Consider the following 24,417-nt stretch of genomic DNA (forward strand, 5'->3'; position numbering starts at 1 on the left):
CCCAGCTTTGACGGGAGTATTAGCCCCATTTATAGAATTGAAAATGGTTACAGCATATCCACCTGATATTTAAATAAATAACGGCATTAAAATCCACTCATTGAAATATTTTATCGTTATCAAACATGAATTTTGGGCGATAATAAGTTAATCTATCTAATGATTGCAGGCCGAAGCATCCTACGCATCTCCTCGTTCTACAACTATTCTTATAAACATCTCACGAAATTTTAATTTTAATGGGTATTACTGCGCGTCATCATTTTCATACTTTATGCAGTGGACTATTGGGCACAGAAGGAAGAAAAAATGGGACTACGAAGAAAAAGTGTTAAACCTATGCAAATCAATGATATTACTATCATTGATGACACCAAATTGAAGAAAGCTATCACCGCAGCGGCGTTGGGCAACGCCATGGAGTGGTTCGATTTTGGTGTGTATGGTTTCGTCGCATTCGCCTTGGGTCAGGTATTTTTCCCCGGCGCTGACCCCGGCATTCAGATGATCGCCGCACTGGCGACCTTTTCCGTTCCTTTCTTGGTTCGGCCCCTGGGCGGGATATTCTTTGGTGCTCTGGGTGATAAGTATGGGCGGCAAAAAGTTTTGTCCGTCACCATCATTATTATGTCGGTCAGTACATTCTGTATTGGGTTGATCCCATCCTATGCTTCGATTGGTATTTGGGCACCCATATTGCTGTTATTAGCCAAATTGGCACAGGGCTTTTCTGTCGGCGGCGAATATACCGGCGCGGCTATTTTTGTTGCTGAGTACTCACCGGACAGAAAACGGGGTTTCCTCGGCAGTTGGCTGGATTTTGGTTCTATTGCCGGTTTTGTTCTCGGCGCTGGGGTGGTGCTACTTATTTCCAGTATTGTGGGCGAAGCCAGTTTTCTTGAATGGGGATGGCGTATCCCATTCTTTGTGGCGGCCCCATTGGGGTTGATTGGTATCTATTTGCGCCATGCGCTTGAAGAAACGCCGACTTTCCAGCAGCACGTCGATAAAATTGATAATGATTCGCGCCATAATATTGCTCAGCCACCCAAGGTCTCTTTCCGCGAAATATTAACCAAGCAATGGAAGAATCTGACTATATGTGTCGGCATGGTGATTGCGACTAACGTCACTTATTACATGCTATTGACCTATATGCCGAGCTATCTGTCTCACAGCCTGCATTATTCTGAAGATCATGGTGTATTGATAATTATCGCTATTATGCTCGGCATGTTATTTGTTCAGCCAGTTATGGGATTAATGAGCGACCGGTTTGGCCGTAAACCCTTTGTTATTTGTGGCAGCATTGGGTTGTTTGTTCTTGCCATTCCTAGTTTTATCCTGATTAACAGCGGCATTATCGGTTTGATATTTTGTGGTTTGTTGATTCTGGCCATTTTACTTAACTGTTTTACCGGTGTGATGGCATCCATATTACCGGCAATGTTCCCAACCCATATTCGCTACAGCGCATTAGCTATCGCCTTTAATATCTCGGTATTGGTTGCCGGCTTGACACCAACAGTTGCTGCGTGGCTGGTTGAAACCACGCAAAATCTATTTATGCCAGCTTATTATTTGATGGTGGTGGCGGTTATTGGCTTGGTGACTGGGGTATTTATGAAGGAAACGGCGAATATGCCGCTGAAAGGAGCAACACCAGCAGCTTCAGATAGAGCCGAAGCCAAAGAGTTATTGCAGGAACACCATGATCACATCGAACAGAATATTGAAGATATTGATCAGCAAATTGCCGAGCTTGAGAAAAAGAGAAAGAACTTGATTGCTCAACACCCTGATATTAATTAAAACCTTTCGTGGTGAATATCACAGTTTTAATTTGATGCAGATCAAGAAAACTCATTTCTATACAATGGTTTACCTTTCTATTCAAATCTGTCTTTGACCCTCCCCCAAGGGGAGGGTTTAGATTATGGCCCATCTTATAAAATACATTTCGCTTATCGAAAAAGGACCCACCATAATGAATAAAACATTTGCTTCAGCAACGCGCTTGGCGATTGTTGCTTTTGCCGCCATCACTTTCAGCCAATTTGCCTCCGCGACAACTCAAACAGAATTTTTGGCTCAGCATGGAATATCAGGAAAAACTACTGAGCAAATGATCGAGACAATTGATCAATCCAAACAAGAACGCCCTTTGGCATATTCCGCTTCGGTCACGGGGACTGAGTTGAAATTATCGGATGGACAGCAGCAGTTTTCTTTCCCGCTGGGTGATAAGTTTTATCTCTCATTTGCGCCTTATATCAACCAAACCCATCCGTGTTTTAACCACAGTTTGTCTGGCTGTCGTGGCGAATTAGCGAATACAGAATTCGATGTGAAAATTACCGATCAAACTGGGAAAGTTATCTTGCAGGATAAACTGACTAGTTATCAGAATGGTTTTATTGGTGTGTGGTTGCCACGTAATACACAAGGGACGATTGAGGTCAGTTATCAAGGCCTTAAAGCGGTATCACCTTTTGCGACCCAAGCTGAAAGCCAAACTTGCATGACGACACTGCATCTGAAGAAATAACTTTTATTAGCTTCAATCTGAAGTTACCAAAAATAATAAAAAATCAGCTTAGTGGCTGATTTTTTATTGGTAAATGCACTATTTTTATCAGTTAATGCTGAAATTGCTTTGATTATCCTGTTCTTTCGTTGAAACTTGTTTTATTCCTCTCCTGTCATTACTTTCAATTTTGGGGTCACTGTGACCAGAGAAAAAGTTGTTATTGTTATTGATATGCAAAATGGCGTTTTTGCTCATCCCCGCTTTGATCGAGCTGGTCGAATTGTCCATATTAATCAACTGATAGACCATGCTGACCAGGTTATTTTTATACAGCATATTGAAGATGAAATGACAGAGGGGAGTGAATTGTGGCAATTACTGCCGGAGCTTCATCAACCAGAAAGTGCGATCTCTGTGAACAAAACTGCTTGTGATTCGTTTTATCGTACTTCACTCGATAATATTATTGCTAAGTTGGGTGCGACTCATCTGACTATCTGTGGGTGTGCCACTGATTATTGCGTTGATACTACAGTCAAAATTGCTGCCAGTAAGGGATATGCCCTGACCATTGCATCTGATGCCCATACCACCGCGAATAGGCAGCATGCCACTGCCCAGCAGCTTATCGGGCAACATAATGAGGTCTGGTCTGAGCTGGCCATTCCGGGTAACCACATTACTGTCAAAGCAACGCAGCAGATTTTGGCAGATTGGGGAGTTTAGCAGCCTCTGCATATTCATTTGATACACTATTGTACTAAGCTAGTGCACTTTGCTTATTTATGTAGGGTGCCAGTGCACTGCCCTCATGGAGTCTGCCAATAAACTCGATTTGTAGCCTCCTTTTTTACCTCGTAGAACGCAAGATATTATTGCTAAAGTTATTCCTAGTTGGTTCTGTCAGCATTTTTACGTGTAAGATCACAAATTACGCATTCTTATTCAATATGATTTCTCCTTAAAATAGCGATCAGTAGCAGTGCCAAATGATACATTCGCTCCTAATAAGTTGATAAATAAAATTGATGATATTGTTCTTTATTACCAATAATATGAATATTTAATCCATATAACTCATTGTAAAATCAAAAAAATGATTAATTTTTTTTGATTATTTACATAAAAAAAATGAAACAATTTACGATAATTTAAGCAATAATATTCCTATCAGTTCTGTGGGAATTTTCCTTTACCTGTATGAATAATCTTATTTTGATTAATATTAATAAAATATATACACCTGAAAATCATAGGTCTTTTGGTGTTTGCTTTTAATATTTTGATTAAAGTAAGCTTAAAAACTTAAATGTTATTTATTTCTAGTTTTTTATTCTAAATTTCCCACTTACAGTAATGTTTTTTTACATATGGTAAATGTTGTTCTAACTTTTAAATATCCGTATAAATAATTAAATGCGAATAAAAAACTATGAGATGTGAATTTTATAGTGGCTTGTAGATAGCATGATATAAAACAAAACCTTCCGGGTGAATTCGCCTACCGCGAGTCTAGAAACACCCTAAGTTTAAAACGAAAATCGCTTACTTATTAAATGAGTTACTTACCCTAATTATCTATCGCCTGATAGGTAAGGGGCGTTGTCGTCAATACCTTTTCAATAAGATTTCAATCTTTTAAGGATAGATATGAATGCAATTTTTAAAGTTATTTGGAATAGGTCATTGAATGTATGGGTTGCTGTAGGTGAGTTCGCTAAAGGAAAACAAAAATCAACTACTACTCAGCGCTCTTTTACTTCTCAATCTGTCGGTGATGCATTCAATCAGTATATTCCACCTAAAATAGCTATTTTAGCTGCAGCCGTGATGGGGGCTTTGGGTATTCAACCTGCATTGGCCATTACTCCCGCACAATGTACAGCAATGGGCGCAAGTTGCGTGGCAGTGGGAACTGCGGCAAGTTTAGCTACCGCGTTGAGTAATACCGGGGCGGGAAGTACAGCGACTACTATTCTATTAACAGCAAATATCGATCTTTCAACGGCATATTCTGGAGGGATTACAGTAAACCAAGCCGCCAATGCACGAAAGAATCTGGTAATTGATGGTGGTGGCTATGACTTAAAATTTGCGGGTTATGCTTTCAACATGGTTGCGGGTAGCACAAACAATACGGCCTGGGCTGCGGAGAATGCAACATTCAAACTCACCAACTTTAAAGACATCACATCAACGTTTGCGCTCACCAGCGGCACGGTTTCCCGACTGGTGTATGTACAAGATGCGACTACCCGATTATCCGTGACGTTGGATGATATCAACTCGGTACCTAATGGTAAGTTGGTTGCTATGGGGGCGGATGGTGCGGCGCTCACATCTAATAATTTCGGTAGGGTGATATTTGGTAATATTACTCAGCCAATAACCTTGAATTTTGGCACTTATCGGCAATCGGTAGTCGGTAACAATATTGCCTTTACCGGAAAGTTTTACTTAACCGGAATAACCAGCCCTGATTATCCGGCGGTATTCTGGAGTAATGGTTCGGCAGCAAATAGCGTACTCACTTTTGCTCAGGGTTCTGATGTCAGTCTTACTGGCACGCGGCTGACGAATGGTCCAGGTGTTGTCGGTGCTGGTGTAGCATCGTATAACTATATGATTGAAGATGGCGCCAAACTACAGCTGAATATCGGTAACCAAAACCCGTTGGGTGTTGCTAACTATGGTGTGCAGATAGGTTCTTATAACACGGCTAACAACACTTTTGGCGCTGGTGCGACTGTTATCATCAATAATCAGCCGGGTGATGTTATCAGTAATGCTCCCAGTACTGTTGCCACTTCATATATTTATAATGGCCCGGTCTCAACTAACAATGTTATCTATAACTTAGCTGCTGGTTCAAACCTTGGGACAACTAGTGGCGCGGGTATTCTTGCCAGCAAAACGGGTGTAGCAAACGGCGGTGGGATTTATATTAGCTCTGGCGGCACTATTAATGCCGGAACTGCGGGTATTTCTGCCTCTCATGCTGGTACCGGAAAAATCATTCTGGAAAATAAAGCATTAGGAAATATTACCGCTGCGACCGGAATATCTGCAACAAATACCGGTACATCAACGATTAGTGTCACGAATAAAGGCACAATTACTAGCACATTGGCTGGTATCTCTGTCAGCTCTACTTCGTCCCAAGCCGTCAAGGTCGATAATACTGGCGGTACCCTCAATGCTACCGCCGGATCAGCTATTACCGCACTGAATAATACACAGCTAAATTTGGTTGGGGGGGCTGTCAATATAAGCGGTGCTGCAAACGGGGTCGATTTCAGGGGAAATACTAATAATCAGCAGCTTACCGATGTGATTATTAATATGGGGGGGACCGGTAGTGCTTTCCTAAAATCTGATGCGACCAATGTGACATTGAGCCACGTCATACTCAATACCGCAAATGGCACGGCGCTAAATAGCCTGGCTGGCTTGACCTTCGCCACTAGCGCTAATGGCCGTAATCAGATTAATGTCACGGGCACCGGTACTGGGATTGCAACGGTTAACACCGCGTTAACGGGCTGGAGCCCGGCGGCATTGGATATCAATGTTTCGGGTGCTGGAACCGGGATCAACGCCAGTGGCGGCGGAGTCGATCTCTCCGGTGCTAATCTGAATGTCAGTGTCACTAACAGCGGCGGTACCGGTTTACGCGTCGCCGATGGCGCAGTGGCGGCCACGACCATTGGTACGAATGCCAAGATCAATGCAGCGGGTGCAACGGCAATTAGTTTTGCAGGCACCGCCGCCAAAACATTGAATAACAACGGAACCATTAATGGCGCGGTAACTTTCGCCGGTTCCGCCGCCAACACAATTAATAACAACGGGATCCTGAACGGTACCTTAACGACCGGTGCCGGTAACGATACCTTGGTGCTTGGTAGTATCTCGCAAAGCAATGGATTAATTAATCTGGGTGATGGCAATAATAACGTGACCATCGAAAATGGCGCGCGAGTGTCATCTATTGTCTCGGGAGCGGGTAATGATACTTTCACCATAAATAATATGACGGCGGGGAATACCTATTTAGGTGCTCTCAATGCTGGCTCAGGCAGTAATACTCTCAATTTCAATGGCTCTTATTACGCGTTGGGGACAACAACGACATTGCAGGGATTTGCCAATATTAATCTGGCTAGCAGTCAGATTGCGTTGTCCTCCAAAGATAATGTGAGTAGCGGGACTATCAATATTGATAGTAGCAGTGATCTCATCTTTAACAGCACATTTAATGGCGTTCTGAATGCCTCAATAGGCCATGCCGCGGCGGGGGATGGCCTGGCTACTGTTGATGACGGGGCTAATGTCTCATTGAGCCAGGCAAGTGCTTTTGCTGGTGATTGGCAAATTAATTCGAGCGGTACTCTGACAGCGAGCAACAGTAATCAGTTGGGAGTGAGCAACCTGTCACTGGGTGGCACTCTGAATTTGAATGGCGTGGCGACAATTAACAATTCTCTGATGGGTACCGGGTTATTGAATATAGACACGGCCAATAACACGTTCAATTTTGGTGTGAATACCGGCACCGCATTTGCCGGTACGGTAGATATGAAAAACAGTATTTTTACCCTGAGTGGGAATAATACCGCTGCATTGAGAAATGCTTCATTTATCGCCTCTGCGGGCACGGCGGTGGCAGTCGGTAATGGCAATCAGGCGGTGGGTCATTTTGCTCTCAACGGCGGCACCGCCGCATTTGCCAGCGGCAGCTTAATCAGCGCAGGCACACTGGCGGTGACGGCTAACAGTAACATCAGAGTGGATCCCACTCTCACGACCGGTGGGAATTTACTTGATCAGGATACTGGCACTTCAGCGCGGTTAATTAACAGCAGCAATATGCTGTCGGCCGCCGATTTGGCGCGGCTCACCTTACGGAATATCTTGGGTGATATCCTGAGTGCAAATGTCTCGGCGGATGTCATTCAGGGCGCTAATACTGTGGCGCAGGCGATTTATAACTACGGCTTATCTGGCGTGGGCGGCGGCTTGAGTGTCACCTCCGCATTGACGCGGTTAGCGTTACTCTCCGGTCAGACATTAACTCTGACGTCGCAAGGTACGATCAATGCCGATCGCACCTTACTGGCGCAACTGACTGGCGTGGGTAATCTGGCGATTGGCGCGAATAACAGTGAAATGACGCTGACAAATACGACCAATAATTACACCGGCAGTACCTCAGTCAATGGCGGTATTTTGAATCTGGGCAGTAATAATGCGCTGGGCCAGACCTCGGCGCTGAACACTGCTGTCGGCACCACCACCAATATCAATGGCCGCAGTCAGACGGTGGGTGCGCTGACCAATTCTGGGACAGTGACATTGGGCACCGGCGGGGCGCTAAGCAGCGGCCTGTTGACCAACAATAATATCCTGAATATCGCCGGCGGCACATTAAACCTGAGTGCGGGCGGAGTTTCTACCGCGACCGGCGGTTTGACTGGCTCCGGCACTCTCAATATTAATGGCGGTACCTTAGCCATCAGTGCCGCCAACAGCGGTTTGGCGGGGCAAACTAATATTGCCAGCGGTGCTTCTGCCACCCTGACTGGCGCGGGAACACTGGGCACCAGCGCCGTCAATGTGTTGGGTAGTTTGAACCTGAACGGGGCCAATGCGGCGCTGGCGAATGTGCTGAGCGGCAATGGCAATATCAACACCAATGCCGCAGTGACTCTGACCGGCACCAATACTTTCAGCGGTGTGCATCATATCGGTACCAACGGCGCGCTGACGGTGACACAGGCCAGTAATCTGGGGAGTACGACGGCCAGAGTCGGGCTGGACACCGCCACTTCGCATCTGGTGCTAAAAGGGGTGAATGGCACGGTCGCCCATGTTCTCAGCGGGGTTGCGGGTTCGACGGTGGACGTCACCACTGGTGCGAATACCACTCTGACCGGCAATAACAGCAACTTCCTCGGCCAGTATGCTCTGGCGGGGAACAGCAAACTGACGGTGGGCAGCACCGCCAATCTGGGGGCGAGTTCCAGCGTTAGCTTGGCGGGCGCGCAGGACACTTTGGCGCTGAGTGGTTTTAGCGGTACCTTCGGCAACACGGTGACGGGCAGCGGAATATTGCAGGTGACGGGCGCTTCGAATGCCACACTGACCAGCAGCAATGCAGTTGCTAATACGGTGGCGGTAAATATCGCCAATTCCACGTTGAATCTGACTGGCCCTGCGCTATTTGATCACGCGCTGACCGGCAACGGCACCTTGAATATCGATACTACCAATAACACGTTCAATTTTGGTGTGAATACCGGCACCGCATTTGCCGGTACGGTAGATATGAAAAACAGTATTTTTACTCTGAGTGGGAATAATACCGCTGCATTGAGTAATGCTTCATTTATTGCCTCTGCGGGCACAGCGGTGGCAGTCGGTAATGGTAATCAGGCGGTGGGTAACTTTGCTCTCAACGGCGGCACTGCCGCATTTGCCAGCGGCAGCTTAATCAGCACTGGCACACTGGCGGTGACGGCTAACAGTAACATCAGAGTGGATCCCACTCTCACGACCGGTGGGAATTTACTTGATCAGGATACTGGCACCGCAACGCGGTTAATTAACAGCAGCAATGTGCTGTCGGCCGCCGATTTGGCGCGGCTCACCTTACGGAATATCTTGGGTGATATCCTGAGTGCGAATGTCTCGGTGGATGTTATTCAGGGCGCTAATACTGTGGCGCAGGCGATTTATAACTACGGCTTATCTGGCGTGGGCGGCGGCTTGAGTGTTACCTCCGCATTGACGCGGTTAGCGTTGCTCTCCGGTCAGACATTAACTCTGACGTCGCAAGGTGCGGTCAATGCCGATCATACCTTACTGGCGCAACTGACTGGCGTGGGTAATCTGGCGATTGGCGCGAATAACAGCGAAATGACGCTGACAAATACGACCAATAATTACACCGGCAGTACCTCAGTCAATGGCGGTATTTTGAATCTGGGCAGTAATAACGCGCTGGGCCAGACCTCGGCGCTGAATACTGCGTCGGGCACTACCACCAATATTAACGGCCACAGTCAGACGGTGGGCGCGCTGACCAATGCTGGGACAGTGACATTGGGCACCGGCGGGGCGCTAAGTAGCGGCCTGTTGACCAACAATAATATCCTGAATATCGCGGGCGGCACATTAAACCTGAGTGCGGGCGGGGCTTCTACCGCGACCGGCGGCTTGACTGGCTCCGGCACTCTCAATATTAATGGCGGCGATCTAGCCATCAGTGCCGCCAACAGCGGTTTGGCGGGGCAAACCAATATTGCCAGCGGTGCTTCCGCCACCCTGAGTGGCGCGGGAACACTGGGCACCAGCGCCGTCAATGTGTTGGGTAGTTTGAACCTGAACGGGGCCAATGCGGCGCTGGCGAATGTGCTGAGCGGCAATGGCAATATCAACACCAATGCCGCAGTGACTCTGACCGGCACCAATACTTTCAGCGGTGTGCATCATATCGGTACCAACGGCGCGCTGACGGTGACACAGGCCAGTAATCTGGGGAGTACGACGGCCAGAGTCGGGCTGGACACCGCCACTTCGCATCTGGTGCTAAAAGGGGTGAATGGCACGGTCGCCCATGTTCTCAGCGGGGTTGCGGGTTCGACGGTGGACGTCACCACTGGTGCGAATACCACTCTGACCGGCAATAACAGCAACTTCCTCGGCCAGTATGCTCTGGCGGGGAACAGCAAACTGACGGTGGGCAGCACCGCCAATCTGGGGGCGAGTTCCAGCGTTAGCTTGGCGGGCGCGCAGGACACTCTGGCGCTGAGTGGTTTTAGCGGTACCTTCGGCAACACGGTGACGGGCAGCGGAATATTGCAGGTGACGGGCGCTTCGAATGCCACACTGACCAGCAGCAATGCAGTTGCTAATACGGTGGCGGTGAATATCGCCAATTCCACGTTGAATCTGACTGATATCGCGCTGTTTGATCACGCGCTGACCGGCAACGGTACATTGAATGTGTCGAAAAACCTGGCCAGCACGGCATTTAACTTTGGTAGCTTGGTGGGTGGGGCATTCACTGGCACGGCAAACCTGACGAACTCCACTTTTGATCTGGATGGGGTGAACACCTCGGCCCTGACGAATGCTACGCTGAAACTGTCCAGTGGCAATCTGACCTCGGTGGCTGATGGTGTGCAGAATATCGGCGCATTGGTGATGAACCGCGGGACGATATTATTCAATAATATCATTGATAACGCGGGGATAATTACCTCTGAGGGGACATTCGCGGCGAATCGCATCAATACCACCGGTGGGGGAAATGTTCGGGTTAACTTGCCTGCTAACCTCGCGCCAAGTCTTGCCGGGATACCGGTGATGGAGCTGGACGAAGGCGAAATAATTGTTACGTTGGGCACGGGGGCCGCTACCGGTTCCGGGCACGAACTGACACTATCTGATGGGAGCGGTAACCCAATAGGCTCTGTTTTCTATCAGCAAATCAATAATCCTGGCGTGGTCAGCGCTGCGGCGAATGGTTCATTTAATTACGGCCTGACGACCGGTAATGGTTATGACGGTCTGTATGTCAATTATGGGCTGACAGCATTAGAGCTACTGAGCACCGGCAATGATGCTTTGATCTTGACGGCAACGCTGGCTAACAATGGTAAGCAATCTAACGATCTGTCTGTCCAGATTAGCGGCAGTGGCGATCTGGCGTTTGTTTCCGCTAATGATGGCAGCATCGCTTCGTTATCGAACGAGACCAATAATTACACTGGGGCCACATGGGTGCGCTCAGGAGGATTACGTCTCGATGCAGATTCTGCTCTGGGGCAAACCTCGCTGCTGGATATGAGCAATGACACCACGGTGGACCTCAATGGGACTCAGCAGACGGTGGGCCAATTAACCACAGAAACCGGCAGCATCCTGAATTTCAATGATGGCAAATTATCCGTGACGGATGGCGGTCAGGTAGATGGTGAGCTCAGTGGTGCAGGGGAGCTGGTTTTGACCGGCGGTTCACTCAGTATCACGCAACAGAATACCGGCTTTATGGCTAGCACGGATATTGCCAGCGGTGCCACCGCCACCCTGAGCGGTGTGGGTACACTGGGCACCAGTGCCGTCAATGTGTTGGGTAGTTTGAACCTGAACGGGGCCAATGCGGCGCTGGCGAATGTGCTGAGCGGCAATGGCAATATCAACACCAACGCCGCAGTGACTCTGACCGGCACCAATACTTTCAGTGGTGCGCATCATATCGGTGCCACCGGTGCTCTGGCGGTGACGCAGGCCAGTAATCTGGGGGCTTCGAGCGCCACCATCGGGCTGGATACAGCCACCTCGCATCTGGTGCTAAAAGGGGTGAATGGCACGGTCGCCAATGTTCTCAGCGGGGTTGCGGGTTCGACGGTGGACGTCACCACCGGCGCGAATGCTACTCTGACCGGCACTAACAGCGGGTTCCTCGGCCAGTATGCTCTGGCGGGGAACAGCAAACTGACGGTGGGCAGCACCGCCAATCTGGGGGCGAATTCCAGCGTTAACTTGGCGGGTGCACTGGACACTCTGGCGCTGAGTGGTTTTAGCGGCACCTTCGGCAACACAGTGACGGGCAGCGGAATATTGCAGGTCACGGACAGTTCGAATGCCACACTGACCAGCAGTAATGCGGTCGCCAATGCGGTGGCGGTGAATATCGCTAATTCCACGTTGAATCTGACTGACATCGCGCTGTTTGATCACGCGCTGACCGGCAACGGTACACTGAATGTGACGAAAAACCTGGCCAGCACGGCGTTTGACTTCGGCACCTCGGTGGGCGGGGCATTTACTGGTACGGCTAATCTGACGAACTCCACTTTCGCCTTAACGGCAGACAACACGGCAGCGCTGGCGAATGCCACGCTAAAACTCTCGGCTAACAACGTCACCACCGTCGGCTCCACCGACCGTACATTACATGGGCTGAATCTGAACGGCGGTACTTTGATTTTTGACGGTGCCGCCCCACAATCCCAAGCCAAGGGGGTGGTCACGGTCGCGGATCTGGCACTGAACAGTGGCACGGTCAGTGTCACCGGCACGAGCGACTGGAATAATACTAACCCGGTCGTCGCACCAAACTTGTCGATCCTCGCGCAAGATCGGGGCGATATCATGCTGAAGCTGATTGATGCCGCCAGAGTGACTGGCGATGTCAACGTGCTTAATCTGATGATCAACGGCACGCCGGTGACATCCGGTGGTCAGGCGGTACTATCGACCATCCAGCAGGGCGGGGTGGCGGTTGCTAATGCCACTCATAACTATGGCCTGACCAGCAGTGACGGTAGCACCGGCACGGGGTTGTACGTCAATTACACCCTCAAAGCGCTAGAACTGTTAACCAGCGGCAATAATGCCTTATTGCTGGCAACGGAAAGTGGAGCGACGGCTAATCGGGTATTGAATGCGACTTTGTCGGGCAGCGGCGGTTTGCAGGTAGATGCCAGTAATGGCGCGCTGACATTGGCGAATAGCACGAATACTTACAGCGGGGCGACCACGGTCAATGCGGGTACGCTGATTCTGGGGGCTAACAATGCTTTTGGGCGTACCTCATTGCTGAATGTGCTCAGCGGGGCTAACACCAATATTAACGGCCACAGCCAGACGGTGGGCGCACTGGCCAACGCCGGGACAGTGACATTGGGCACCGGCGGGACGTTGAGCAGCGGTTTGTTGACCAACAACAATATCCTGAATATTGCGGGCGGCACATTGAACCTGAGTACCGGCGGGGTTTCCACCACGACCGGCGGTTTAACTGGCTCCGGCATTCTCAATATTAATGGCGGCGATCTGGCTATCAGTGCCGCCAACAGCGGTTTGGCGGGGCAAACCAATATTGCCAACAGCGCCTCCGCCACTCTGAGCGGCGCAGGAACACTGGGCACCAGCGCCGTCAATGTGCTCGGTAACCTGAACCTGAACGGGGCCAATGCGGTACTGGCGAATGTGCTGAGCGGCAATGGCAATATCAACACCAATGCTGCAGTGACTCTGAGCGGCACCAATACTTTCAGCGGTGTGCATCATATCGGTGCCTCTGGTGCTCTGACCGTCGGTCAGGCCAGTAATCTTGGGGCCTCGGCGGCGACTGTCGGGCTGGACACCGCGACCTCGCATCTGGTGCTAAAAGGGGTGAATGGCACGGTCGCCAATGCGCTCATCGGTGTTGCGGGTTCGACGGTGGATGTCACCACTGGCGCGAATACCACTCTAACCGGCAATAACAGCGGGTTCCTCGGCCAGTATGCTCTGGCGGGGAACAGCAAACTGACGGTGGGCACTACCGCCAATCTGGGGGCCAGTTCCAACGTCACACTAGCGGGCACGCAGGACACGCTGGCGCTGAGTGGCTTTAACAGCACTTTCAGTAACGCGGTGACGGGCAGCGGGATATTGCAGGTGACGGGCGGTTCGAATGCCACACTGACCAACAGTAATGCGGTCGCCAATACAGTGGCGGTGGATATCGCGGATGCTACTTTGAATCTGGATGATATTGCGCTGTTTGATCACGCGCTAACGGGCAACGGCACCTTGAATGTGGCGAAGAACTCGGCTAGCACGGCGTTTAACTTTGGCACCTCGGTGGGCGGGACATTCAACGGTACGGCAAATCTGACGAACTCCACTTTTGATCTTAATGGCGTGAACTCAGCGGCCCTGACGAATGCCACGCTAAAACTGTCCAGTGGCAATATGACTTCGGTGGCTGATGGTGTCCAGAATATCGGCGCACTGGCGCTGAACGGCGGGACGATGCTGTTCAATCACATGGTGGATAACGCCGGGGTGATTTCCTCTGAAGGGACTTTCGCGGCGAATAGTATCAATACTACCGGTGGGGGAAATGTTCGGGTCAATTTACCTGTCACTCTTGCACCAAGTCTTGATGGTTTGCCGGTGATGGAGCTGGATGAGGGCGAAATAATTGTTAAGTTGGGCACCGGGGCTGCTACCGGTTCCGGGCGCGAATTGACACTGACTGATCAGAACGGTGGTCCAATAAGTGCTGTTTTCTATCAGGGTGTCTATAACCCAGGAGGGGGCAATGCTGCGGCGATCGGTTCATTTAATTACGGCCTGACGACCGGGAATGTTTATGACGGTCTGTATGTTAATTATGGGCTGACAGGATTAGAGCTACAGAGCACCGGCAATGATGCTTTAATCTTGACGGCAACGCTGGCTAACAATGGTAAACAATCTAACGATTTGTCTACCCAGATTAGCGGCAGTGGTGATTTGGCGTTTGTTTCCGCAAATGACGGCAGCATCGCCTCGTTATCGAATGCGACCAATAATTACACTGGGGCCACGTGGGTGCGTTCAGGGATTTTACGTCTGAATGCCAATTCTGCGCTGGGACAAACCTCGCAGTTGGCGATGAGCAATACCACCACCGTGGATCTCAATGGGACTCAGCAAACGGTGGGCCAATTAACCACGGAAACGGGCAGCACCCTGAATTTCAATAATGGCAAATTAGCAGTAACCAACGGCGGCCAGGTGGATGGTGCGCTTAGCGGTGCAGGGGAGCTGGCTCTGAGCGGCGGTTCACTCAGTATTACGCAAGGGAATACCGGCTTTACCGGTAGCACGGACATTGCCAACGGTGCCACAGCACATCTGTATCAGGCTCAAGGTCTGGGAAGCGGGGTGATTAATAATAACGGTGTTCTTAACCTGGATAATACCACCGGCGTATTGTTGAACAACCTGACTGGTGCCAGTGGTAACGCCCAACTGACGAACAATGCCAATATCCGATTGACGGGAGATAACAGCGGCTATTCGGGCTTATTCAGCACGGATGCCGGGGCTATTTTGACGGCGAATAGCGCCCAAAATCTTGGGAATAGCCGAATCGCCAACAGTGGTGAGTTGATTCTGGATACGGCGTCAGTATGGGAGTTGACTAACACTATCACCGGGAGTGGCGCGCTGATTAAACGTGGTAGCGGAACGGTTAAAATTGAAGGAAGCACTGTCAATGCTGGCCAGACCACCATTGAGAATGGATTACTGCAATTGGGCAGTTTACCAGTGATATCGGCGCTTTATGTGGAAGAATCACCGTTAGCGCGTTCATTGTCAGTCTCGCTGGCCTCGACTATCGCCAATCTGACCAGCAATGTGCTGATTACCACCACCGGTTCATTAGGTGGCTACGGTAAGGTGACCGGGAATGTTGAAAACAACGGCAGCCTGATTATGCCGAATGCTTTAACCGGCGGTGATTTTGGAACATTTACCATTGACGGTAATTATACCGGTAATAATGGCACAGTGGTCTTCAATACCGTTCTGGCGGGGGATTCGTCAAACAGTGACCGGCTATTGATTACCGGTAATACCGCAGGGCAGAGTTATGTCACAGTGAATAACATTGGCGGTAATGGTGGACGGACGTCTGACGGTATCAAAATTATCAATGTTGGCGGTGATTCGGCAGGGCAATTTACCCTTAATGGCCGTGCGGTTGCGGGCGCATATGAGTATTTCTTGTATCAGGGCAGCATTAGCTCGCCAACCGATGGCGACTGGTATTTGCGTACTCAAGTCGATGAGCGCCGTCCAGAGCCGGCCAGTTACACTGCAAACTTAGCTGCGGCGAACGCCATGTTTGTCACCACTTTGGCCGACCGTGCAGGGGAAACACTGTACACCGATGTCTTCACTGGCGAAGAGAAAACCACCAGCCTGTGGATACGCAATGAAGGCACTCATAATCGTTCCCGTGATGACAGTGGTGAATTGAAAACTCAAGATAACCGCTATGTCATGCAGCTCGGAGGGGATGTAGCGCAATGGAGTCGTAACGCGCAAGATTTGTGGCGTGTCGGTGTGATGGCGGGTTATGCCAATAGCAGCAGCTCTAGTGTGGCACAGGTGACGGGTTATCGCTCCAATGGCTCGGTTGATGGTTACAGTGTCGGGATGTATGGCACATGGTTTGCTAATAGTCAGGAAAATACCGGTGCTTACGTTGATTCGTGGCTGCAATATAGTTGGTTTAACAACCAGGTTGATGGGCAGGATCTCACCACCGAGAAATATGACTCGAAAGGTTTTACCGCTGCGGTTGAGAGCGGTTATATCTTTAAAGTGGGGGAAAGTGCTTATAGTCACTTCTTTATCCAGCCGAAAGCTCAGGTCGTGTGGATGGGCGTAAAAGCAGATTCTCATACCGAAACCAATGGCACCTTGGTCACCGGTGAGGGGAATAATAATATTCAAACCCGTTTGGGCGCGAAAGCTTTCATTAGCCCGATTCAGTCTGCCAATAAGGCGAAAGAGCCAGCGTTTAAACCTTACGTTGAAGCTAGTTGGGTTCACAATACGAAAGATTTCGGCACGACATTAGATGGCATAACGGTGAAACAAGCGGGGGCCGCTAATATTGCCGAATTGAAATTGGGTGTTGAAGGCCAGATAAATAAAAAGCTGAACCTGTGGGGGAATGTTGGCCAGCAACTGGGTAATAATGGCTACAGTGATACCAGTATCACGTTAGGCGTTAAATATAATTTCTAACGGGAATTAATAGTTATCAATAACTAACGGCACATATCAATGGGTATGTGCCGTTTTTTGTGATTAAACGTGTACTGGTAAATATTAATCATGAAAAAATTGGTGGTGATTTATTTTCGTTTTATATTTTTTAATTTGTCATGTCATTGGGTTATTAGTCTTACTTTCTGTTGTTTATCGATACTAAATTTAGCTAATTATCATTTTTATGGTATTTAATATAATGCTTAGTTAAATGGAAAATGAAATTAAATTGACGCGTTATGATTTTTGTTATAAAAAACCAAACATAAAAATATTATATTTTTCATGGCGTTAGTTTTTGTTTTTCCTTTGCAGGGTTTATTCGTATTTCACCCCGTTAATATTTGGCTTTATCTTCTCCCACACCACGCAATCACTCTATCGCGACAGGAAGTCACGTGTATTTCCTGTCCGTTTTGGCCATGGCCTCTTTAAAGGGAAACGACAGGATATGTCATCAGTAGAACCGCAGGAAAACCGGCAAACCGGAATACTTAATACCATCGAGCGCATCGGTAATGCGATGCCTGATATCACCATGCTATTTATTTATGCACTGGGTGTGTGCTGGGTGCTTTCTTTTGGATTGTCATTTATCAATTTTGATTATTATCATCCGCTGACTGGTGAGCAGATCAAAGTGACCAATATGCTGGCACCAGTTGAGCTGGTGACCTTTATTACCACCATGGTCAAAAACTTTATTAACTTCCCACCATTGGCAATTACTATTGTCGCAACACTGGGCATTGGGATTGCCGAGGGCAGTGGCTTTATTCAGGTCATGTTGAAAAAGATGCTTAATGTGACACCCCAGCGCATTTTGACACCGGCGGTCATTTTTATTGGTGTGGTCAGCCATGTTGCATCTGATTCGGCTTATGTGATTTTAATGCCAGTATCGGCCATGATGTTTTATGCCAGTGGCCGCCATCCGCTTGCTGGAATTGCCGCGGCTTTTGCCGGGTTGGCGGGTGGATTCTCGGCCAGTTATACCCCATCGATTATTGACCCTATCATGCAGGGTTTTACTCAGGGCGCGGCACATATTATTGACCCGAGTTATAACGTCAATGTGCTATGTAACTATTTCCTCAGCTTTGGCAGTACATTTGCCGTGATTCTGGTGTGTTGGTTTATTACTGAGAAAATTGTCGAGCCGCGGTTGATCAAGTCGATGCCCCTGAATGACGATCTCAGTGTGCTACATAACCATGATGAACTGCAAAAAGTGACTCCGCGCGAGAGCAAAGCATTTAAAAAAGCGGGGCTGACTATGCTATTGATGCTGATTGGTCTGGCGGCGGCATTGTACCCGGAGAACTCTTTATTGCGCTCACCAGAGGGGAGTTTAACCCGCCCTGACGCGCCTATCATGCAAGCCATTGTCCCGCTGCTGTTCTTCATGTTCGCCATTCCCGGCCTGATTTATGGTTTCAGCGCGGGCACCTTTAAAAGCACTAAAGATGTCACCAGCAGCATGGAAAACATCACACGCTCATTGGTCTCGTTTTTAGTTTTCAGTTTCTTCTGCGCCCAGTTCCTATATTCATTCAGTCATTCTAATATCGGCACATTGCTCGCAATCTCGGGCGCTGACTTGTTGCGGACCTTGGCGATGCCCGCTGGATTCACTATTTTAGGGGTGATTCTACTGTCTTGCGCGTTGGATATTATTATTACTTCAGCATCGTCAAAATGGTCGATTTTGGCACCGGTATTAGTACCGATGTTGATGGCGGTAGGTATTTCGCCGGAACTGACGCAGGCCAGTTTCCGCGTCAGTTCCACTGTCAATATCTCGACACCGATGTTTGCCTTCTATCCTTTAATCATTATGTATTGCCGCCAGTATTGCTCTAAGACTGGGGTGGGAACACTCTGCGCCATGATGCTGCCTTATACTCTTGGGCTGACAATTGTGCTCACCCTGATGCTGTATTTGTTCTGGGGATTAGGGATTCCATTAGGGTTCCAGAGCGGCTATACCTACCCGGCGACTCACTAACCGTCTAAAAAATAAAATGAATAAGGAATAATAAATGACAATCGCACTCTCAGAACAACTCACTCAACGTTTTTTCCGCTATCTGTCCGTCAGTAGTCAGAGTGACGCCGCCGCTAGCACACTGCCGAGCACGGCGGGGCAGCATAAGATGGCGCAAATGTTGGCCGATGAACTGCGGCAGTTGGGGCTGGAAGATATCGTCATTGATGAACATGCGACGGTAACTGCCCGTAAACCGGGTAACCAGCCTACAGCGCCACGTATTGGTTTTATCACTCACATTGATACCGTTGATGTTGGTTTGTCAGCCGATATCCATCCTCAGCGCTTGCACTTTACCGGCAGCGACCTGTGCTTGAATCCGGAGCAGGGCATCTATCTGCGCACGGCGGAACACCCGGAAATTCTACGTTATCAGGATGAAGAGATTATTTTCAGCGATGGTACCAGTGTGTTGGGGGCGGATAATAAAGCGGCAGTAACGGTGGTGATGACACTGCTGGAAAACTTGAGCGCGGATGATAAGCACGGCGATATTATTGTGGCATTTGTGCCAGATGAAGAGATTGGCTTACTCGGTGCCAAAGCGCTGGATCTGGCGCGCTTTGATGTTGATTTTGCTTATACCATCGATTGCTGTGAACTGGGCGAAGTGGTGTATGAGAACTTCAATGCGGCCTCGGCGGAGATTGATATTGTGGGTGTGACGGCACATCCCATGTCAGCCAAGAATGTGCTGATCAATCCGATTCGTGTCGCTTATGACATTATCAGTGAATTTGACCCGCAACAGACGCCAGAACACACCGAAGGGCGGGAAGGTTATGTTTGGTTCACGGATATGGTGGCTAACCCTAACAGCGCCAAACTGAAAATTGCCATTCGTGATTTTGATAATGCTTCCTTTGCGGCCCGTAAAGCTTCAATTGGCGCGGCAGTGGCAAAGATCTCTGCCCGCTATCCACGCGCCAAGTTAAGCTATTCAGTGACCGATGTTTACAGCAATATCAGCAATTCCATTGGTGAAGATAAAACAGCAATTGAGCTTGTTTTCTCTTCCATGGCGCAGTTGGGGATTGAGCCTAATGTCATTCCGATGCGAGGCGGGACGGATGGCGCGGCGTTATCCAGCAAAGGGTTGTTAACACCCAACTATTTCACTGGTGCGCATAACTTCCATTCGCCATTTGAATTCTTGCCAATCAGCTCCTTTGTAAAATCATATGAGTTGACGCGGACTATCTGCTTATCTGCGGCGAAAAAATAAGCTGTGGTTAAACGGGAGGGGGCGATAGATCGCTCCCTTTCGCCATTTTATGGCTTAATCTAGTGCTTCTTCCTGCACTTCCAGCACATGATAGGCGGTTGAGCAGAACAGCGAGTTCAAACGCTTCATATCCCCCAATAGCCCCATATGCAGACTGCTGGTTTCAATGCTCAGAACGTTTTGCTGATGCAGGCGCTCGACGTGAGCATGAGAGTAACGGCGGTTCAGCAAGCGGAAACGGTGCTTGGCACGGCGCAGACGCTTAGCATTATTGATATCTCTAGATAAAAATACCGACATGCCCAAATCAAGATTGGTGACCAGCCGGGCATGGAGGGTATTTAATTCCTCAAACCCTTCGGCTGAAAATGGTTTGCGCGCATTGAGCGACTTGGCGGCGACATCCGAAGTCATGCGGCCAATAATATCACCCGCCTGCTGGAGATTGACTGCGGTATCAATGATTTCCGCCCAGCGGCGTGAATCAATCTCGCCTAATTCATCTTGCTGAATTTGGGCTAAATACAGTTTTATCGCGCTATACAGCATGTCGACTTCATCTTCCAACAAGCTGACTTCATGCTTTTGTTGTTTATTCCCCTCCAACACTTCTTTAAAGCGAAACAGCATTTGCTCCAGCACGTCACCCATGCGTAGGGTTTCCCGCACGGCGTTGGCTAAGGCCAGTGACGGAGTGTCGATAGCGGTGATATCCAGATAGCGCGGTGCAAAGGGCTGGGTGGTATTGGGAGCATCACTGATCAACCGGGCACAGATACGTGCCATCACTCCCACAAATGGCAGCATCAATAAACAGCGCAGCAGGTTATAGAAAACGTGGAAGTAAATGACCACTTCGGCGGCGGGTAAACTGTGCCCGAATAGCCATTTTCCTAACATATTGACCCAAGGAACAATTAAGATACAGCCGATAACTTTAAATAGCAGGCTCCCCAGCACCACTTGGCGAGAGACGGCATTCTGCCCACGGCTGCTGATCAAGGCCAGCAATCCGCTGCCGAGATTTGAACCAATCACAATACAGAGCGCGATGTTCAGTGGCACTAAGCCGGTAGCGGCGAGTGTCGCGGTCAGTAGTACGGCAGCCAAACTGGAATAACTGATCATGGCGAACAGCGCACCAATCAACAGGGCCAGAATGGTATCACCGGTCAGGGAGGAAAAAATGGCCTGAACTGCGGTCGCCTGTGTAATTGGCCCGGCAGCTGTAACAATCAGTTGCAGTGCCAGAATAATCAGCCCGAGGCCAATGCAGACTCGCCCCATTTGGCCCACGCGGGCTTTACGTTGGCCGAGGAAGACGATCACCCCGCCCAAAATCAACAAGGGCGATAGCCAGGAGAGATCAAAGGTGAGCACCCGCGCCATCAGCGCTGTCCCGACATCTGCCCCTAACATAATCACCAGCGCGGGTGACAATGAAATCAGCCCTTGCGATACAAACGAAATAACCAGCAACGCGGTTGCATTACTGCTTTGCACCAGCGCGGTGACGCCAATCCCGGCCATAAACGCAGTCGGTTTTTTCTGGATGCTGGCGCTCAGTACCCGGCGTAAATCGGCACCATAAACTCGCATAATACCGGTGCGGACGATGTGTGTGCCCCACACCAGCAGGGCGACAGAAGAAAGCAGATGAAGCAGTGTCAGCATAGTGAGTCTCAGTGGCGGTGAATAGCTCCGATCAAATTAGGTGAAATTGCTCAATGATTGGTAAATGGTATCCAAGAGCTTTTTATTATCAACGGATTGCAGAATTTTTACGGGTGTTCCCTGCGGTGCCGGAATACCGACATTCAAACGCAGATTCTCTGGGCTAAAACGCAAAGTCATCCCGCGGGTCAGCACCCCCTCCAGCGCGACATCGACATAATCACTGGCGGTGGTCACGATACTTTTATCCAGCAACCAAGCAACGACCAGGGCATCATGAACCCAGCAACCCGGTAGTTGCCGTGTTTGCATCGAGTAGCTTATCCACGGGCGCAAAGTCTCCACCAGATAACGGCTGAGTACAGAGTCAATTTGTGCAATTCTATCTAAATCCTGATGCAGCATTTGGGTCTGCGTGGTGACATCCAAAGGCGCCAGTGTAATGTTAGCACCGCTGGTCAGTACCACATGCGCGGCTTCGGGATCGATACCAAAATTGGTGTCTTTAAGGTAGCCATCGACATTAAACACACCTCCCATGATAGCAATTTCTGCCACCGATGACGCCATTTGTGGGTAAAGTTGCATGGCATGGGCGATATTTGTCAGTGGGCCGATAGCCACCAAGGTTATTTCACCGGGGTTATTGCAAATTAATTCGCCGATGGCATGGGCCGCTAAGGGCGCATTGGAGGCCACCATGGGGGGCCGGGGCGTTTGGTGCCAAAGTGCGGTTAATCCATTTCTGGCCGCGCCATTATCCAGCTTGTCGCGCCACAGTGCAGCAGGCTCTACCAGCGCTTGTGACGCGCCCCGCATGATGGGGATATTCAATCCCAAACGGGTCATTAAATCATGGGCAACAGAAAATCCGACTTCGCTTGGGGTATTTCCCGCCACGATAGTCACTAATTCTAACGCTATTTCTGGGGCGGCGATGGCCAGCGCTAAGGCTAAACCATCATCGACATTGGCGCCGGGTACGCCATTTCCTGGGTCACAATCAATAATTAAACGCATATTTTTTATCTTTTTATAATGGGAAAGCAATTTCTTTAGCTTCATACCCTTCGTACTTGAAGCTGTTGGAGGGTTAGCTGCAATGCCAATTTCTTTGGAGACGGGAACAACCACAGGATTCACCGATTTGCAGCGAAAAATCAAACTCGCGAATCGTCGGCTCACCGCTCCAGTTTTTTAGCATCTCGATAGCGGTTTTCGCCATGATATCCAACGGCTGGCGCACGGTTGTTAAGGAAGGCACGTTATATTCAGACTCAATGGTGCCGTTAAAACAGATAAGCGCCAGATCTTTCGGGGCGGTCAGATTATGCTCGGACATGGCCCGCAAACAGCCAAACGCCTGTAATTCGTTAGTTGTGAATAACGCCTGCGGCAATGGCCCTTTCAACATCTGCTGTGCGGCCTGATAACCCCCAGGGCGGGTGTATGTGGTCGGGAAAATCCACTCATTGCGCACCCTTAGCCCCGCTTGTTGCAATGCATCGCGCCAGCCATTCAACCTATCTTGAGTATTGAGCATATCCAGTGGACCGCAAATAATGGCGATATCGCTATGACCATGTTCAATCAAATGCTGAGTTGCTTGAAACGCGGCAGCGCGTTCATCCACACGAATGGCACAGATTTGTTGTGCAGCATCGACGCGGTCGAGCATGACAAAGGGGGTGCCAGTAGCTTGAATTAATTCGATATAGGGATGGCGGTCAACACTGGTATACAACAAACCATCAACCTGACGATGTAGCAGATTATTGATAAGTTCGCGTTCGCGCTGCCGGTCATCGCCCGCATCTCCCAATAATAACACTTGCCCATTGGCAAAGGCTTCACGTTGCAGGGCATGGGCCATGGAAGAAATAAAAGGGTTAGAAATATTAGGAACAATCAGACCATAGGTTTGAGTGGTGCCGCGAGCTAATGAACGGGCTATCTCATTGGGGCGGTAACCGGTTTCTTGAATGGCATCAAGCACACGCTGTTTGGTGGCTGGGGCAACTGGCCGCGGCCCATTATTGATGACGTAACTGACTACCGCCACAGAAGTACCTGCTTCGCGTGCGACATCAGAACGTGTAATACGACGAGACTGCGGGTTAACCAAATTTACCTACTTAATCTGAATACAGATGCCATACAACCCTTTCATTTACTTAATACAATATCGGGAATCAGGCTGCTGGCAAAGTCAAATGAAGGGGAAACGTGCCGTTGGGGCCGTAGCGATGCCAATCGCCAGAGTGCCCCTGGGTGCGGTAATCCCCTCACTCACCTTGTGATAAATAAGTCCTGTCAGTAACCCCG

9 protein-coding genes are annotated in these 24,417 nt (G+C 49.4%); 6 read left to right on the plus strand and 3 right to left on the minus strand.

Annotated elements, in window-relative coordinates:
• Positions 1-309 precede the first annotated feature (309 nt).
• The 6 genes from proP (at position 310) to pepT (ending at position 20,418) form a co-directional block, all read left to right on the plus strand.
• Entirely contained in the window at positions 310-1,812 is a 1,503-nt protein-coding gene (gene proP / locus DX162_RS09370; RefSeq protein WP_032819559.1) for a glycine betaine/L-proline transporter ProP, read from the plus strand.
• A 175-nt stretch (positions 1,813-1,987) separates the two neighbouring features.
• Positions 1,988-2,548 (plus strand): copper-binding periplasmic metallochaperone CueP, encoded by a 561-nt coding sequence (cueP, locus tag DX162_RS09375; RefSeq protein ID WP_004389943.1) that lies wholly within the window; start codon positions 1,988-1,990, stop codon positions 2,546-2,548.
• A gap of 180 nt (positions 2,549-2,728) precedes the next feature.
• Positions 2,729-3,256, plus strand: a complete 528-nt coding sequence (locus DX162_RS09380; RefSeq protein ID WP_032819558.1) for an isochorismatase family protein — start codon at positions 2,729-2,731, stop codon at positions 3,254-3,256.
• Between the two features lie 924 nt (positions 3,257-4,180).
• The gene (locus tag DX162_RS09385; RefSeq protein WP_098081088.1) at positions 4,181-17,119 is read left to right on the plus strand and encodes an autotransporter outer membrane beta-barrel domain-containing protein; all 12,939 of its coding nucleotides are present in this window, start codon (positions 4,181-4,183) and stop codon (positions 17,117-17,119) included.
• A gap of 475 nt (positions 17,120-17,594) precedes the next feature.
• A complete protein-coding gene (locus DX162_RS09390) occupies positions 17,595-19,151 on the plus strand; it encodes an AbgT family transporter (RefSeq protein WP_004392215.1) in 1,557 nt (518 codons plus the stop codon).
• 34 nt (positions 19,152-19,185) lie between these two features.
• Entirely contained in the window at positions 19,186-20,418 is a 1,233-nt protein-coding gene (pepT, locus tag DX162_RS09395) for a peptidase T (protein WP_004392214.1), read from the plus strand.
• A gap of 54 nt (positions 20,419-20,472) precedes the next feature.
• On the opposite strand, the gene DX162_RS09400 is transcribed toward pepT, so the two are convergent.
• The 3 genes from DX162_RS09400 to DX162_RS09410 all read right to left on the minus strand — a co-directional run bounded on the left by DX162_RS09400 (position 20,473) and on the right by DX162_RS09410 (position 24,193).
• A complete protein-coding gene (locus DX162_RS09400; protein ID WP_004392213.1) occupies positions 20,473-22,092 on the minus strand; it encodes a Na/Pi cotransporter family protein in 1,620 nt (539 codons plus the stop codon).
• Between the two features lie 36 nt (positions 22,093-22,128).
• The gene (locus DX162_RS09405; RefSeq protein ID WP_032820690.1) at positions 22,129-23,112 is read right to left on the minus strand and encodes a nucleoside hydrolase; all 984 of its coding nucleotides are present in this window, start codon (positions 23,110-23,112) and stop codon (positions 22,129-22,131) included.
• A gap of 73 nt (positions 23,113-23,185) precedes the next feature.
• On the minus strand, positions 23,186-24,193 hold the full coding sequence (locus DX162_RS09410; protein WP_071777679.1) for a LacI family DNA-binding transcriptional regulator: 1,008 nt from the start codon (positions 24,191-24,193) through the stop codon (positions 23,186-23,188).
• Positions 24,194-24,417: the final 224 nt, after the last annotated feature.

Origin of the sequence: Yersinia kristensenii (genome assembly GCF_900460525.1) — a bacterium.
Lineage (GTDB): Bacteria > Pseudomonadota > Gammaproteobacteria > Enterobacterales > Enterobacteriaceae > Yersinia > Yersinia kristensenii.

Excerpts from the sequence above, each read along its gene's own strand:
- proP (WP_032819559.1), top strand. The coding sequence starts at position 310 with ATGGGACTACGAAGAAAAAGTGTTAAACCTATGCAAATCAATGATATT.
- cueP (WP_004389943.1), top strand. The coding sequence starts at position 1,988 with ATGAATAAAACATTTGCTTCAGCAACGCGCTTGGCGATTGTTGCTTTT.
- DX162_RS09385 (WP_098081088.1), top strand. The coding sequence starts at position 4,181 with ATGAATGCAATTTTTAAAGTTATTTGGAATAGGTCATTGAATGTATGG.
- DX162_RS09390 (WP_004392215.1), top strand. The coding sequence starts at position 17,595 with ATGTCATCAGTAGAACCGCAGGAAAACCGGCAAACCGGAATACTTAAT.
- pepT (WP_004392214.1), top strand. The coding sequence starts at position 19,186 with ATGACAATCGCACTCTCAGAACAACTCACTCAACGTTTTTTCCGCTAT.
- DX162_RS09400 (WP_004392213.1), bottom strand. The coding sequence starts at position 22,092 with ATGCTGACACTGCTTCATCTGCTTTCTTCTGTCGCCCTGCTGGTGTGG.
- DX162_RS09405 (WP_032820690.1), bottom strand. The coding sequence starts at position 23,112 with ATGCGTTTAATTATTGATTGTGACCCAGGAAATGGCGTACCCGGCGCC.